The organism is Cellvibrio sp. PSBB023, from assembly GCF_002007605.1.
GTDB lineage: Bacteria > Pseudomonadota > Gammaproteobacteria > Pseudomonadales > Cellvibrionaceae > Cellvibrio.
Genome location: NZ_CP019799.1, coordinates 1,136,954 through 1,152,424, shown reverse-complemented (window position 1 = coordinate 1,152,424; position 15,471 = coordinate 1,136,954). Strand labels below are relative to the sequence as shown.

The following is a 15,471-nucleotide window of genomic DNA, read 5'->3' as shown; positions in this document are numbered from 1 at the left end:
GGTTGGGTGGTTTTAATACTCGAATAGCCTCATAAACAAAACGCCCGGCTTTTATACCGGGCGTTTTGTTATGTGCAGGGGTTGGGTTTAGGGTATTTAGTTCACGTTGCCTGCATGTAATCCACATTCTTTTTTGGTGGCTTCTTCCCACCACCAGCGACCTTCACGTTCGTGTTGTCCAGGCGCAACGGGGCGAGTGCAAGGTTCGCAACCAATGGAAATGAAGCCGCGCTCATGCAATTCGTTGTAGGGTACTTCGCACAGGCGAATGTAATCCCACACTTCTTTGGATGACCAGTTGGCCAGTGGATTGAATTTGGTTAGCTTCTCACCTGGGCGCGCAAACAGTTTGTCATCCTGAATGACCGGGATTTCTGCGCGAGTCGGACTTTGATCTTTGCGTTGACCGGTAATCCAGCCATCTACTGTCAGCAGTTTTTTGCGTAAAGGTTCGATTTTACGAATACCGCAGCATTCTTTGTGGTCATCTTCATAGAAGCTGAACAGGCCTTTTTCCTGCACCAGCTTGCGCACGGCATCACCATCGGGTGAGATCACGTCAATCGCAATACCATAGTGCTTGCGCACCTTCTCAATAAAGCGATAGGTCTCGGCGTGCAAACGGCCTGTATCCAGACAAAACACTTGTACATCGGGACGATAATTGCGGGCCATTTCGATCAGGGCTACATCTTCAGCGCCACTGAATGAAATCGCGATATTCTCGAACTGATTCAGGGCGTATTTAATGATTTTTTGCGGACTTTCCTGCTGCAACTTGGCTTCAAGGTCAACAAGATTGATTTGGTTATCAGTCATGGCGGGCTACTCACGGTCATTCTTTTTTAAGAGTAGGCAAGGATACCAGAGGCGCCACCTTCAGCCCAAGCAATGCGCGGTATTCGGGTTTGCTTTAGCAGGGCAAAAAGGGTAGATTGCCGCCACTTATTGGGTCTTAACCGCTTAATTATTAACCGTTTTGGAGGTTGTCGTGGAAATTGCATGCCTGGATTTGGAAGGTGTATTGGTTCCGGAGATTTGGATTGAATTCGCGAAAGTAACCGGCATTGAAGAACTCAAAGCCACGACCCGCGACATTCCTGATTACGATGTATTGATGAAGCAACGCATTCGCATTCTGGAGCAGCACAACCTTGGTTTGAAAGAAATCCAGGATGTTATCGCTACCCTCAAACCACTCGACGGCGCCGTTGAGTTTGTGGATTGGCTGCGCGAGCGTTTTCAGGTGATTATCCTGTCCGACACTTTCTACGAATTCTCACAACCACTGATGCGTCAACTCGGTTTCCCCACACTCCTGTGCCATCGTTTGAATATCGATGAGCGCGGCATGGTTGCCGGTTACACCTTGCGTCAGCGCGACCCGAAACGTCAGTCGGTACTGGCACTGAAAACACTTTACTATCGCGTAATTGCCGCAGGCGATTCCTACAACGATACCACAATGCTGGGTGAAGCAGACCAAGGTATTCTGTTCCACGCACCGCAAAACGTAATCGAGCAGTTCCCGCAATTCCCGGCAGTTCACACTTACGAAGATTTGAAGAAAGAATTCATCAAAGCTAGTAACCGTGAATTGAGCTTGTAATTAGCGCTTTAATAGCTACAACGCAAAAAAGGGGCAATCATTCACATGATTGCCCCTTTTTTATTGTTGCTGATTGAATTCTATTAAGGGCGGTGCCCACTGCTGTTTTGTGGCACTAACGCCCAACAAAAACATTCCTTTCATGAGGATAACAATCACTGCACCAATAACCAGTTCAGTCAGGATTTTGTTGTTCTTTTGAGTTGGTATTTTCATAGTAACTCCAACGTGAATCAGGTGTTTTAACGTTTCGTTCAATACCCGCTCTAGTTGGACGATCATATAGTGATCTTGTTACAAATATTATGCTTGAGTTGTAGCGTGACACCTCCTTTGTCACTGATTTCTACTAATAAAGTACGCGCTTAAACATGCCAATCGCTGTTTGATAACCCCACAGCTGTAACTCCGCATCATATCGTTCCCCTTCATCGCGCATAAAAGCATGCACACCATTAACCTCATGCCAAGTGAAGTTCACTCCCTTCGCAACCAGGTTGGCATACACTTTTGCACGTCCCTCAGGCGGAATGTGCGGGTCTTGCTTACCCCAAATCATCTGCAACTCCCCTTTAATTTCACCGGTGCGGGTCAGGCTCTCATTGCCGGGGTTGGATGGTGTTAAGCCAGAGTGGATATCGGTAGCGTAAAAGCAACTGGTTGCTGCAATAGCAGGATTGATCGCAGCGCGATAAGCCAAGCCACCGCCCAGACAAAAGCCCATAGCGCCAATCTTGCCCGAGTAATACTCCAGGGTTTGCACGTAATCAATCATCACCTGGGTATCTGTATCATGCGCCTCCAGGGTTTTAGCCACTTTATCCGCGTTGCCTTTATCGCGGCCCGCATCGTCATAGCCCAATACAGTGCCGATGGGATTTAACTCATGAAATACTTCCGGAACAATCACGATAAAACCATGGCCAGCCATAATTTGCGCGCTGCGGCGAATGGGTGTGGTCTGCTGGAAAATTTCGGAGTAGAGAATAATGGCCGGGAATTTTTTACCGGCTGTGTCGCTCGTCTCTTTGGGGCGATACACATAGCAGCGCATCAGGCCAGTAGGGGTATTCAGGTCGACTTGATGGTCCTGGATAAGCATTATTTTCTCCTCAACGCGTGTTGATTGGTGTTGTTAATAGGTGTTCTTGAATCAGTCTTTAAATGCGTGTTCCAGCGTATCCATCAGCACGTTGACCTTGGCGATGGACTCGCGGTATTCCTGTTCTGTTTCAGAGTCCGCCACTATACCGCCGCCGCCCCAGCAGTGGATTCGCTCACCGTCGCACACCAAAGTGCGTATGGCGATGCTGGTATCCATCTGGCCATCAACACTGATGTAGCCCAGGCTGCCACAGTAAAGTGAGCGACGGGTAGGCTCCAGCTCTTCAATAATTTCCATAGCGCGAATTTTAGGGGCACCGGTAATGCTGCCGCCGGGGAAGGCATCCCGTAGCAGGTCAAGGGCGGTTGCGGTTGGGTGTAATTCACCAGTAACAGTACTGACCAAATGGTGCACATTGGCAAAGGTCTGTAATTCGCACAGTGTGGGCACCTGAACCCGGGAGCAGTGTTTACTCAGGTCATTGCGTAGCAGGTCCACAATCATCACGTTTTCAGCGCGGTTCTTCAGGCTGTGCTGTAGCCAGTGGGCATTGGTCGCATCCTCCTCTGGGGTGATGCCGCGCTTAATAGTGCCCTTGATTGGCTTGGTTTCTACCGCCGAGCCACGTACTTGAATAAAGCGCTCAGGTGACAAACTCAGCACCGCACCATTTGGCTTGCCATCACTGTCATGCAATTGCATGAATCCGGAGAAGGGCGAGGGCAGGGCTTGGCGCAGGGCGAGATAAGCGATAAAGGGATCACCACTGAAACTGGCACTGAAACGCTGGGCAAAATTAACCTGATAACAATCGCCCGCCCGAATGTAATCCTGAATTTTCGCCAGGGCTTGGTAGTACTCATCCACATTAAGATTGCTTTGAAACCCACTGATTTTAAATGGTTTTTCATTATTCTTACGTGTGTTTGGAGCTGCGTGGAACACCGGCTTTTGAGCGGCAGAGCGGCAGAGCTGCTCGATTTCCAAAAAGTTATAAGCACCGCCAAGGCTTTGACTCAGGGTCTCATTGATCACCAAGCAGGCTGTACTGCACTGGTGATCCTGGATAATCGCCCAGGGATAAATGCCTATGCACAAGTCCGGCAGTTGGATATCCGCTTGCGCAATAACCGGCAGCCGCTCCAACTGGCGGCCAAGGTCATAACCAAAATAACCCAGTGCACCGCCAATAAACGGCAGTTCAGTATGGGCTTGGCTGGGCGCCGCTTCGCCAAACAGCAGGTCATTTAACAATTGAAATGGATCGCCATCCTGATGCTCTGACTTCTCTTTGTGATCTCGGCCCCGGTGATGGGTAATTGCCGTCAGGCCATCGCGACTGGTTAATACCGACTGGGGAGCAGCGCAGATAATATCGAAGCGCCCATAACTACTTTGCGGGCGTCCAGAGTCAAGCCAAATGGCGTGGGGCAAGTGGCGCACCACAGCAAACCAGTGCGCGGGGTCTGGTTGATAATCAAGCGGGATAATTCGAAGTTCTGCAGGCATGGAATCTCGTCGGACAGTGCCGTTACGGGGGCTGCATTCTACCTTATCCGGTATGGGCTGCGGCAAATAGACTTTGACGCCAAGCCCGTTTAAGCTGCTGTGGCTTTGGCTGTGCATACACAGCAGACCAATGTTTGATAATTAAGGACTACCTCGATGGATTTCCTCATTTTTATACTGGCCATGCTGATTGGTGGTGTTGCTGCCTGGCAGGCATTCAGTTGGTACTACGCCAAAAAATTCAAAACGCCCAAACAGGATGTAGCGACAGAATCCCATGTATTGCTGGAGCGCATTGAAAAAGTATTCAAAGTGGTATTGGCTGAGGGCTATTTCACCGAGATTTACGATCACAAATCCAAGAAAGATTTTTTCGGCATCTTCAAAACCAACAGCAAGGCGCTGGTTGTTGCTAAAGCCAAGGTCTCTGTTGGTTACGATTTTGCCAAAATGCGTTTTCGTCGGGATCACAATAGCCGTACGCTGGTCATAGAACAATTTGCCGAGCCGGAGATTATCTCTATCGATACCGACTACAAGTTCTACGACATCAATCAAGGTTTATTGAATAAGTTTGATAACGAGGACTACACCGAAATACTGGCGGAGGCCAAAAAACTCATGCAAGAAAAAGCGCAAGAGAGCGATTTACCGCAGATCGCACAAAAGCAAATCCAATTAATGATGCAGCAGCTCTGCGCCTCCGTTGGCTGGCAGTTGGAACATGAAAAAGTATTGGAGCCGCTAAAAACCGTGCAAGTGATTACCGATCAACACCAATAAGCTATAAAAGCCCCACAAGGAATTTCTATGATGCTACTGATTATTTTCACCCTGGTCGGGATGGGCTTGGGTGAAGCGATTTTTTATGAAAACGGCTGGTTGATTGGCGGCGCGCTCGGGTTTTTAATCACCAAGATTATTCAACTGGGCAGCCAGGTGACGCGCCTTGAGCGCGATATAAAACAACTGCAAACACAACCGGTTTCGCCACCAGCCAGCATTCAAGATGCTGCACCTGCGCCAAGCGTTTCTGCACCACAACAACTCTCGCTGGAAGAACGGTTAAAAGCACAAGGCATCGAATTACCTGCTTCAGTAGTATCACAGGAACGGCCAAAAGAACCACTGCAAGAACCGTTGCAAACAGCGGCGACACAACCAGCAGCCGTACACATGCAGCCTTCAACACAGCAATACCAGCGCCCACCACGCCAACCCAATGCCGTGGAAAAGGCAGCAGAAAAACTGCAACACTACTTGAAAGATTTTTTTACCCAAGGTAATGCCATTGTGCGTATTGGCATGTTGGTGATGTTTTTTGGTTTGAGCTTTCTGGTTAAATACGCCGCAAACCAGGGTATGTTTCCGTTAGAACTGCGCATGGCCATAGTCGCCGCTATTGCATTAGTGCTAATTGGCATAGGCTGGAAAACCCGCACACGTGAAGGTGGTTACGGCTTGGTATTACAGGGCGGTGGTATTGGTGCGCTCTACTTAACAGTATTTGCGGCTGCCAAAATGTACGCACTTATGCCAGCCAGTATTGCGTTGGTATTCATGCTGATTATTGTAGCGCTGGGCGTACTGCTGGCGGTTATTCAAAACGCACAGGTGCTCGCACTCATGGCTACCGCTGGTGGTTTTCTTGCACCTATTCTCACCTCGGACGGTTCTGGTAATCATGTCGGATTATTTAGTTTTTATCTGCTGCTGAACCTCGGTATTCTCGCCATCGCCTGGTTTAAAACCTGGCGCCTGCTCAACTGGGTTGGTTTTGTATTTACCTTTGTGATTACCGCGACCTGGGGCGTACTCAAATACGAACCTCATTTATATGCCAGTACCCAACCATTTTTGCTGGCGTTTTTTGCGCTCTATCTAAGCCTCTCCATTTTATTTTCACTCAAACAGCCACCGAATTTAAAAGGGCTGGTGGATGGCAGCTTGGTATTTGGCTTGCCCATCGTCGGTTTTGGTTTGCAAACCGCACTGTTGAAACACACAGAATATGGTTTGGCTATTAGCGCACTCGCTCTGGCGATCATTTATATCGCACTAGCGCGAGTGCTTTGGGCGAGATACCAACACACGCACCGCATATTAATTGAATCCTTTATCGCGCTGGGCGTCACCTTTGCAACCCTCACCATTCCATTGGCACTGGATGCCCAATGGACATCCGCTACCTGGGCACTGGAAGCTGCAGGTTTGACTTGGGTTGGCTTACGCCAACAGCGGTTACTGCCGCGCTGTGCGGGCTATTTGCTGTATGCCGCCGCGGTGGTGTCATTGTTGATAAGCGGCATCAGTGCTGGAACATTACCCATTATCCGTGGCGATTTTATCGGTTTGTTGATCTTGTCTTTTGCCGCTTTTTCAATTTCGTTTATTGCAGGACATTTTACTGAAGTGCTGCGTCGTGGCGAAAAGAATCTTGCCACCATTGCGCAAGTAATCGCTTGGTTGTGGTGGTTGCATGCGGGTTATATGGAACTCAGTGCTCACTTGCCGGGCGAGCAGCAGTTTGCCGCACTGATTGTATTTTTTGCCGCATCAGTTGCCGGGGTGATGGGGTTAAGTAAAGTATTGTCCTGGCCATCACTTGCGTCATTAGGTTTTTGGTTGCTGCCCTTAACGGCCCTCTGGGCACTACGCAATTTTGGCGAAGGTTTATTCATCGGTTATGGTGTGTATCCTTCACAGGGATTTGGCGTGTTGGCGCTCGCGCTATTCATATTGGTGCAGTATCGCTTCCTGTGGAACCGCCGTGAACTTTCCTCTTGCGGCCTGTTAAGTGTATGGCACATTTTAACCGCGTGGTTTTTATTTGTGTTGGTCTATTGGGAAGCGAGCCATTGGCAAGGTGTTATGCAGTGGTACGGCACCAGTGCGGCGGTATTGTGGTTTGCATGTTTGGTTGTGCCCTTGGTTGCGCTGTTGAACCTTACTAATAAATCCATTTGGCCGTTTGCGGCTTATCCGGCGGATTACAAAAATTTAATTCCTGCACCATTGTTGCTGTTATTACTTGGTTGGTTTTTTGTTGCTTGCCATTATTCCGGCATCACCAATCAATTTTATTTACCCATACTCAACCCGCTGGATTTAGCGCAAGCCGCCGTATTGGCAATTGTTGCCTATGCCATTAAACGCGGCTTTGTAAACTTGCACACAGCACCCACCGAACTGCGCTACGGCCTGCTCGGTGGTTTAGGTTTTGTGTGGATTAATGTTGTATTGCTGCGTGCAATTCATCATTACGCACAGGTGGATTATGTCGCAACGGTGATGTGGGACTCAGCCATAGTACAAATGTCGCTTTCCATTTTGTGGGCAATTTGTGCGCTGGTCGTTATGAATATTTCCCGCCGCTTGCAAGAGCGCAAACTCTGGATGCTCGGCGCCGGTTTACTTGCCGTGATAGTGGCAAAATTATTCCTGAAAGATTTAAGCGGGGCAGGCACCCTGGCAGGTGTAGTGTCGTTTATGGCAGTGGGTGCATTAATGTTATTGATTGGTTATTTATCGCCGATTCCGGCGAAGGCAAAAGCGGTAGAACCTGAGTAAACGCACTCCGAAATCGCTTGCCAATGTGCGATTTGTATAAGAGGTAAAAAATGAATTCCATTAAAAAGTATCTAACAGCAATTGCAATGGCACTGGGTTTTAGTGCGGTATGTAATGCTGAAATAGTTCCCGTGTATAAAATTGACGCTGCCACTGGCAGCTATGTGCAAACAACCTTAACGCACGATATTTATCGCTACAGTGCTGATGCGCAATTAACAGATTTGGTGGTTACCGACCAACAAGGCAATAAGCTGCCTTACCGCATTAGCGCGCCAGATACAAAGGTCAGCGTAAAAACCCAACAAACCCCTGTGCGCTTTTTCCCGGTGCCAGTCGGCGCATCGCCAGAAACCTTGTTGGTGTTGAGCAGTGCATCCATTCGGTTAGACGACAATGAAATTTCTGTCAGTGTTGAAAAGGGCAACAACACGGCCATAACAGGCCAAACAACACCCACTGATTTTTACGTGGTGGATTTGAGCGATTTAAAAACCCAAGCCGATACTTTGGCGATTCTCTGGCCAATTAACGATGCACATCAATATCTGGAAGTGGAAGTCAGTGGCACCAACGACATGACCAACTGGGCACCCATCACCAATACCACCTTGGTGCAATTGCAGAAAGAGGACGAATATTTAACGCGCAATAAAATCGCGCTCAACCTGAGTGAAATGCAATATGCCTATCTGCGTCTTAAATTCACGCGCGGCGGCGATAATTTAAAACTCACCAGTGTGCATATTGAAAACACTCATCAGATCGCTAACACACCCGCGGCAGATACTTGGGAAGTGCAGGGCACACTGGCAGAAAAACAAGACTCCGCCATGCTCGCCGAGCGCCATACCAATCATTTACCCGTTGCCGCCTGGGAATTTGAGCGCGACGATATAGCCCCCGTTAATAAAATCAGTATTGACTTGGGCAATATCCAATACGGCGATCGCATCACTATTTTTTCACGCCACAGCAGCAAACAACCATGGCAATTGGTACACCAAGGTATTTGGTTTAATGCACAAGTAGGCAGCGAATGGCAGCGCAGCGATGCGGTAAGTATCTATAGCAACAGCGACACCCAATGGCGCGTTGAACTCAACGAATTAGTACGCACCAGCGCCAAACCTACACTGGTATTTCATCGCACAGCACAAACCCTGCAATTTATCGCCAACAACAGTGCACCCTACAATATCGCCATAGACAACCAAAGCACCACCGACCACGAAGCCGTCAGCGCACAAATATTTTCGCAACTTATGGCAGGGAAGGATGTGCAATGGGAAACCGTAAGCGCAGCCCCCTTAAATCCCGACCTGGACTCTTTCGCCCGCCACCAAGTGCATATTAGTTGGAAGACTATTTTGTTTTGGTTGGTGTTGATTAGTGCAGTGGGGGCTTTGATTTGGGTAGCGGTTCGGTTGGTGGGGCAGATGAAACATGCTCAATAATACCTCAAGCACGCCCGTAGGTTGGCGGTGAGGAACGAACCCCAACATTCGTCGTCGTTTATATCGCGATGTTTTTAAATTAGTAAAATATTAGAACAATGCATTAAATTATTTTTGGTGGGTATCATCAGCATGGTCATGTTGGGCTTCGTTCCTCAGCACCAACCTACGTTCGATAAATAGATTAGATATCAGTAGTATCAATTTTTAAATTAAAAGAAAGAGAGTGTAATGGCTTCAAAATTTTATGTGGTATGGGCAGGGCGCGAGACTGGGATTTTTACGGATTGGGCTACGTGTAAAAAGCATATTGATGGTTTTACCGGTGCCCGATATAAATCGTTTTTAACCCGTGAAGAAGCCGAAGCAGCTTTCGGCAGTGTAAAGCCAAAGGCGGGAACCGGGCGGGCGGCGGCGAGTGGGGCAAAAATTAAAACTTATAATGCTGCCGAGGTGAATGCGTTGCCTGCTGAGGTAAAAATTTTTACTGACGGCGGTTGTGAACCCAATCCCGGTGAAGCGGGGTCGGGGTTGGCCTTGTATCGTGATAATAAAGTCGCAGAACTTTGGTATGGTTTGTATAACCCGAACGGTACCAATAACACCGCCGAATTAAATGCATTACACCAAGGTTTGCTGCTGGCGAAAGAAGAAATCGCCAAGGGCAAAACGGCGGCGGTTTTTTCTGACTCGCAGTATTCCATCCAGTGTGTTGTGCAATGGGCAGTAGGCTGGGAAAAAGCGGGCTGGAAAAAGAAGGGCGGGGAAATTAAAAACCTGGAGCTGATTAAGGAAGTTTATTCGCTACATCAAACCCTGAAAGACAAAGTGCAAGTGCTGCATGTAAATGGCCACGTGGGTGTGCAAGGCAATGAGCTTGCTGACCGCATGTCGATCCTCGCTATTCAATCCCGCGAAACTGATTTTGCTCTCTACCTCGAACCCTTGGATATTGCCGCTATTTTGGCAACCCGTGCGGGCTGATATTGCCCCAGGGTCTGTGTAGGTTGGTTTGGTTTTGTAAATCCCCTGCCATTTATCCGATAATTGGTTTAAATTTCTGCATCGAGCACTAATAACCATATCAATAACAACATCCATCGCAGCAGAAAGAGAGCTACTTATGACAACCCCCGGATTTAAACAAAACACTCTGGCAGCCATGCTGCTGTGCGCCTTAGCTAGTCCGGTACTGGCTGCTTCGGCAACCACGCCAGCGAATGACCCGAACAAAGAAGAATGGATTGAAATGTTTAACGGTAAGGATTTAAGCAACTGGAGTGTAAAAATCAGCGGCTTTGAGTTAAACGATAATGCATTTAATACCTTCCGCGTGGAAGACGGCATTATGAAAATGCGTTACGACCAGTACAAAGAATTTAACAATCATTTTGGCCATATTTTTTACAACGGCGGCCCTTTCTCTTATTACCGCATTAAAGTGGAATACCGCTTTGTGGGCGATCAGGTGAAAGGTGGGCCAGCTTGGGCTTACCGCAATAATGGCATCATGTATCACACGCAAGACCCTAAAACCATGGGCATCAATCAAGATTTCCCCGGTAGTATGGAATACCAACTGTTAGGTGGCGATGGTGTAAACCCACGCACCACCGGCAACCTGTGTACCCCGGGCACTCACGTTGTTTATAACGGGAAATTCACAGAAGACCATATTATTAACTCCAGCAGCGACACCTTTCATGGCGACCAATGGGTAACAGCTGAGTTGCTAGTGCACGGTAGTGAAAAGGCCGAGCACTTTATTAATGGTAAAAAAGTATTGGAATACACCGATTTGCAATGGGATGACCGCACACCGAATAGCGGTGGTTACATTGCCTTGCAAGCAGAAAGCCATCCGGCGGATTTCCGCCGTGTGAGCTTGTTAAATCTGGAAGGTTGTATGGATAAAACCGCGAAAAACTTCAAAACCTATTTTGTGAAAAACAAACAGGATGCTTGCGTATATTAAGCACACAGGGTTGATATGAAAAAATCCCCTTCGCCTAAAAAGCGAAGGGGATTTTTTTATTAAAGATAACCGACTTTTTGCGCAAAACTAATTATCGATGTCCCGTAAGAACCACCCCAACTGTATCCGGTACGGCGCTCCAGAGACATTTGTGTAATGTCATAGAATTTACTGCCATCGCGATCACTAAAGAAACCCCGGTTGGTATTTAAATCGTAAAAACGATACCACATTTTGCTGCCCGCCTTAGGCACTATAGGATTGGTTGCCGCCAATGAAGAATCGTAAGTATAACCCTCCAAATAAGTTCGCGGGCTATTAAACCAGGCCACACCTGCACGCACAGCGCGTTCAATATCCACCGTTTGTGGTTGTGTCATAAGGAAGGCAAGCACGCCTACTGATTCGCTGCCACTCAGGGATTCCAATTCATAAGCGCGTGCTTTTTTCGGTAAATAATCCGTTGCACCGTGTTGCGCACACCAAGCGGTTAATACCCCATTCTGTTTCCACTGCGCTTTTAAAATAAAATCCGTGCCCTTGGTGACTGCCGTTTTAAAACGTGCACGATCTGCATCTGAAAACACATCGGTATCAAACGGCGCACGTTTATTGGCGGCAAAATCCAACACGGTCAGGGCATAGGCCATGCCGTTATCATTAAATGTAGCGTGATCGGAATAACCGCCTTTGAGTGGATAAAATTGCGGCAGGGCGCCTGTGCTGTATTGCGAACTCACCAAAAAATTAGCCGCGCGACGCACAGCATCGCGGTACTTGGTATTGTTTCCGTTTTTGTACACTTCGGCGAGGTACACCATTTCGGTGATAGTAGCACCGTTGTCGATGGTGCCACTTTCATTGCCGCCGCTGCCACTACCCACCGTGTTGTAATCCAGATTTTTGGGCCAACCTCCATTGGACTGTTGATAAGAGGCCACTATATCGGCTCTTGATGCATTCCATTTGGTGCGCGATTTGGTTAACCAACTGGCAGCGGGATTGCCATCCAATGTCAGCATTCTTGCCGAGCCAATTGAACTCGCCACTGAACTGGTTGTTGCACTGGAACTGGATTTTACTGACGAAGAACTGCTCGCATTCGTAGCGCATACACCTGCCGAAGTAGTGCCGCCAACAATCGTTAGTGAATCGATATTGGCTAAACCATCGGCTGTGAGTGCAGTAAGTTGCAACAGATTATTGCCTTGTACCAAATCAATCTCGATGCTTGCGGATTGCCAATTTGTCCAACTACCGGTGGCAGGTAATTGCAGCGTGTAATTGCCATTGCTACCGCCATTAATCAGCAGTGAACCATTGCGATTGCTTGTACCACCATTAGCAAAACGGAACGTCAATGTGTGGCGGCTGCTGGTTGCTGCATTCACTGCCCACACAATGGCAGCACCCTGCACATTATTGCTATTGGTATAGCCGTTACCGGTGTAACCACTGTTAGTATTTTCTGTGGCTATGCCATCCACACGGCAGAAACCGGTTTGTTCCTCTTGAATCACCAATGTTGATGTCGTCGCAGTAGAGCTGGCCGCTCGGCTGCTGCTGGATGAAGCAATGCTGGAGCTTACTGAACTCACAACACTCGATTGCGCCACACTGCTCGGTGCAGATGAAGTAGTGGCCACACCGCATAAACTGCCATTCACTTTGGGTGCGCCCGCTGTGCCATTGGCTTGAAAACCAAAACTGGCAGACGCATTAGGCGCAAGTGTGGCATTCCAACTTAAACCGGTTGCGGTGTAAGGGTTTGCGCCACTGAGCGTTGCATTCCACGCATTGGTGACACTGGCATTTGCTTCCTGCCAGGACACAGACCAATTATTCACAGTCTGATTGGTGTTATTGGTTACCTTAATTTCAGCGGTGAACCCGCTGCCCCAATTATTAGTCACTGTGTAAGTACATGCAGACCAAACCGGTGATGCGATTGCCATGCTAAATACACTCAACGCCAGCGAGCCAGTTAGCGATGCCGCCGTTTTTTTCATGGATGTTTTCATAATATCCTCGTTATGTTTATCAGGTTATTTGCTGTAGCTGGGAACCCAGGAGCCAAAAATACTATTGATGTTGTAAGTGGCCGCTTGTGCAGCGGTGAGTTGCCGTGACTGTGGTGCACGGCCTGAAGTGGTGGCACCAGCACCTGTGGTTTGATATTCAGAAAAACGTGCGGTGTCCAATGTGTTTTCACTCATTTTTACCCAGCCCACATTAGAAATATGCTGGCCCAATTCCGTGCGAATATAAGTGGCTGCACCATAAGGACGCCAGTTGCGCCCCAATGCTACTGAGCCTTTTGCAACATTGGATACAGCCGTCACTTTTCCGCCAAGAAACACCAAACCATAAGGAACCTGTTGCTCAGTGCTAGGCGCTGTTATTGCTGTACCACCACCAACGCTATGGATGGTGTTGTTTTCAAATACAGCTGTTGCCGCACCGAAAATAAAATCTACCGTGCCTTGAATATGGCAGTTGCGATAGTACTGCGTACCGCTGTGCACATAGAGTGTGTCTTGATGCCCCAATAAACGACAGTTGCGAAATTGTAATCGCTGCCCCTGTGCTAACAGCGCGACAGCTTGTGAGCCAACACCAAATGTATTTTCAATGGTGATGTTTTCCATGGAAATATCATTGGCCCTAAGGGTGACGCTCGCGCTACCAGAAGTTCCAAGCGTTGTGCCATCAGGCTTGAGTGTGCTGGCGCTATCGTTATTGGTAAGAATGGTTGATGATTGTTTTCCTGCTTCGCCACAAAATGTAACAAAAGGTTTGTTGATCGTTAATTTTTCACGATACACGCCCGGCTTGATGCGAATTTGTGTCGGCGTAGTGTTAGTGGCGGGCAGTGTATTTAATGCAGCTTGCAGGGTTCTGTAAGTGGCGGAGCCATCGGCAGCAACACGCAAAACAGGCTGATCAGTAATGCTATTGCAGTCCATAGTTACCGCCGTAGTGGGGCAGGCGGCAGGAGTAATACCAAGCCCTGCAATACTAATGCTGTCGATATTTGCTAAACCATCATTGGTTTCTGCTTGCGCCTTCAGGCTGTTGACTCCCGCATTGAGGGGAACATTTACTGTGACGGTTTGCCATGCAGCCCAATTGTTATTGCTTGGAAAATCCACCGATAACAACTTGTTATTATTCACAACAATAGCGGCACGTCGTGTTGCGGCACCGCCGTTTGCAAAACGAATGCTGATGGCATAGGTATTGGCACTGGCAGCAGAAACGCTCCAATTAATTGCTGCGCCCAATACATTTTCACTGTCAACAAATCCGGTGCCGGTATAACCGGCATGGTTTGTCGCAACAACACCGGAATAGTTGCAGAAGCCCAACGAGTTTTCTTCAAACAGCCAGTTGCTGACACTGGATGCCGATGAACGCGCGCTTTGATTTGCGCTCGTAGTTACACTGCTACTTACACTGGAAATCGCACTGCTCGATCTCACACTGCTAGAAGTGGCAGTAAGAGAGGATGTTTGTGTATTGTTGTCGCATAAACTGCCATTCACTTTGGGTGCACCCGCCGTGCCATTGGCTTGAAAACCAAAACTGGCAGAAGCATTAGGCGCAAGTGTGGCATTCCAACTTAAACCGGTGGCGGTGTAAGGGTTTGCGCCACTGAGCGTGGCATTCCACGCATTGGTGACACTGGCATTTGCCTCCTGCCAGGACACAGACCAATTATTCACGGTTTGATTGGTGTTATTGGTTACCTTAATTTCAGCGGTGAACCCGCTGCCCCAATTATTAGTCACTTGGTAAGTGCACTCGGCCCACAAAAAGGGAGAGAACGTCATGCACAATGCGGCGACACATAATGAATGCCGGGTTTTAGACGGGCGTAGAGCTATTAACAGATTATTATTCATATCGACTCCTTATGATGTTTGGACAAAGGTTTTCTGCGGCGCCAAAAGCACCGAGAGACAATGACCGAATAACGACCCGCAGGATTACAACAGCAGAAAGTGAAAAGGTAATCGCGAATGATAAATAGAGTGAGCAGAAAATCACCCGTCGGTTACTGAGTAGCTTTATGCGTCGTTTTTGCCGAATTACGTTTTATTGTTATGAATTGAATTGCTGTAATAGATAATTGTTTGATGCTTGATTCTATTTTTATTATGTACTGCCTGCGCGAGTCTACGCCCGCATCAAAAAACATAAAAGAAGAGGCAAAGAAAAAAAATAGTATTGCGACGTGGTTTTG

The 15,471-nt window shown here is 48.0% G+C and carries 12 protein-coding genes; 6 read left to right on the top strand and 6 right to left on the bottom strand.

Annotated elements, in window-relative coordinates; all coding sequences use genetic code 11:
• Positions 1-96 precede the first annotated feature (96 nt).
• On the bottom strand, positions 97-819 hold the full coding sequence (locus tag B0D95_RS05195) for a phosphoadenylyl-sulfate reductase (RefSeq protein WP_078042897.1): 723 nt from the start codon (positions 817-819) through the stop codon (positions 97-99).
• A gap of 172 nt (positions 820-991) precedes the next feature.
• Here B0D95_RS05195 and thrH point away from each other — a divergent pair, with 172 nt between their 5' ends.
• A complete protein-coding gene (gene thrH / locus B0D95_RS05190) occupies positions 992-1,609 on the top strand; it encodes a bifunctional phosphoserine phosphatase/homoserine phosphotransferase ThrH (protein ID WP_078042896.1) in 618 nt (205 codons plus the stop codon).
• Positions 1,610-1,669: 60 nt separating this feature from the next.
• Here the strand turns inward: thrH and B0D95_RS20535 are convergent, their stop codons facing one another.
• From B0D95_RS20535 to pabB, 3 genes are all read right to left on the bottom strand, one after another.
• On the bottom strand, positions 1,670-1,825 hold the full coding sequence (locus B0D95_RS20535; protein ID WP_168172403.1) for a hypothetical protein: 156 nt from the start codon (positions 1,823-1,825) through the stop codon (positions 1,670-1,672).
• A 133-nt stretch (positions 1,826-1,958) separates the two neighbouring features.
• Complete coding sequence (locus B0D95_RS05180) at positions 1,959-2,711, bottom strand: dienelactone hydrolase family protein (protein WP_078042894.1); 753 nt, start codon at positions 2,709-2,711, stop codon at positions 1,959-1,961.
• A gap of 51 nt (positions 2,712-2,762) precedes the next feature.
• On the bottom strand, positions 2,763-4,223 hold the full coding sequence (pabB, locus tag B0D95_RS05175; protein ID WP_078042893.1) for an aminodeoxychorismate synthase component I: 1,461 nt from the start codon (positions 4,221-4,223) through the stop codon (positions 2,763-2,765).
• A 156-nt stretch (positions 4,224-4,379) separates the two neighbouring features.
• Between pabB and B0D95_RS05170 the strand changes: the two genes are divergently transcribed.
• The 5 genes from B0D95_RS05170 to B0D95_RS05150 all read left to right on the top strand — a co-directional run bounded on the left by B0D95_RS05170 (position 4,380) and on the right by B0D95_RS05150 (position 11,225).
• Complete coding sequence (locus B0D95_RS05170; RefSeq protein WP_078042892.1) at positions 4,380-5,006, top strand: DUF4230 domain-containing protein; 627 nt, start codon at positions 4,380-4,382, stop codon at positions 5,004-5,006.
• Positions 5,007-5,033: 27 nt separating this feature from the next.
• Complete coding sequence (locus B0D95_RS05165; RefSeq protein WP_078042891.1) at positions 5,034-7,793, top strand: DUF2339 domain-containing protein; 2,760 nt, start codon at positions 5,034-5,036, stop codon at positions 7,791-7,793.
• A 50-nt stretch (positions 7,794-7,843) separates the two neighbouring features.
• Entirely contained in the window at positions 7,844-9,250 is a 1,407-nt protein-coding gene (locus B0D95_RS05160) for a DUF3999 family protein (RefSeq protein ID WP_078042890.1), read from the top strand.
• A 231-nt stretch (positions 9,251-9,481) separates the two neighbouring features.
• A complete protein-coding gene (locus B0D95_RS05155; RefSeq protein WP_078042889.1) occupies positions 9,482-10,234 on the top strand; it encodes a ribonuclease H family protein in 753 nt (250 codons plus the stop codon).
• Positions 10,235-10,373: 139 nt separating this feature from the next.
• A complete protein-coding gene (locus B0D95_RS05150; RefSeq protein WP_078042888.1) occupies positions 10,374-11,225 on the top strand; it encodes a DUF1080 domain-containing protein in 852 nt (283 codons plus the stop codon).
• A 59-nt stretch (positions 11,226-11,284) separates the two neighbouring features.
• Here the strand turns inward: B0D95_RS05150 and pelA are convergent, their stop codons facing one another.
• Positions 11,285-13,246 (bottom strand): pectate lyase, encoded by a 1,962-nt coding sequence (gene pelA, locus B0D95_RS05145; protein ID WP_078042887.1) that lies wholly within the window; start codon positions 13,244-13,246, stop codon positions 11,285-11,287.
• Positions 13,247-13,270: 24 nt separating this feature from the next.
• Positions 13,271-15,130 (bottom strand): pectinesterase family protein, encoded by a 1,860-nt coding sequence (locus tag B0D95_RS05140; protein WP_078042886.1) that lies wholly within the window; start codon positions 15,128-15,130, stop codon positions 13,271-13,273.
• Between the last annotated feature and the right edge of the window lie 341 nt (positions 15,131-15,471).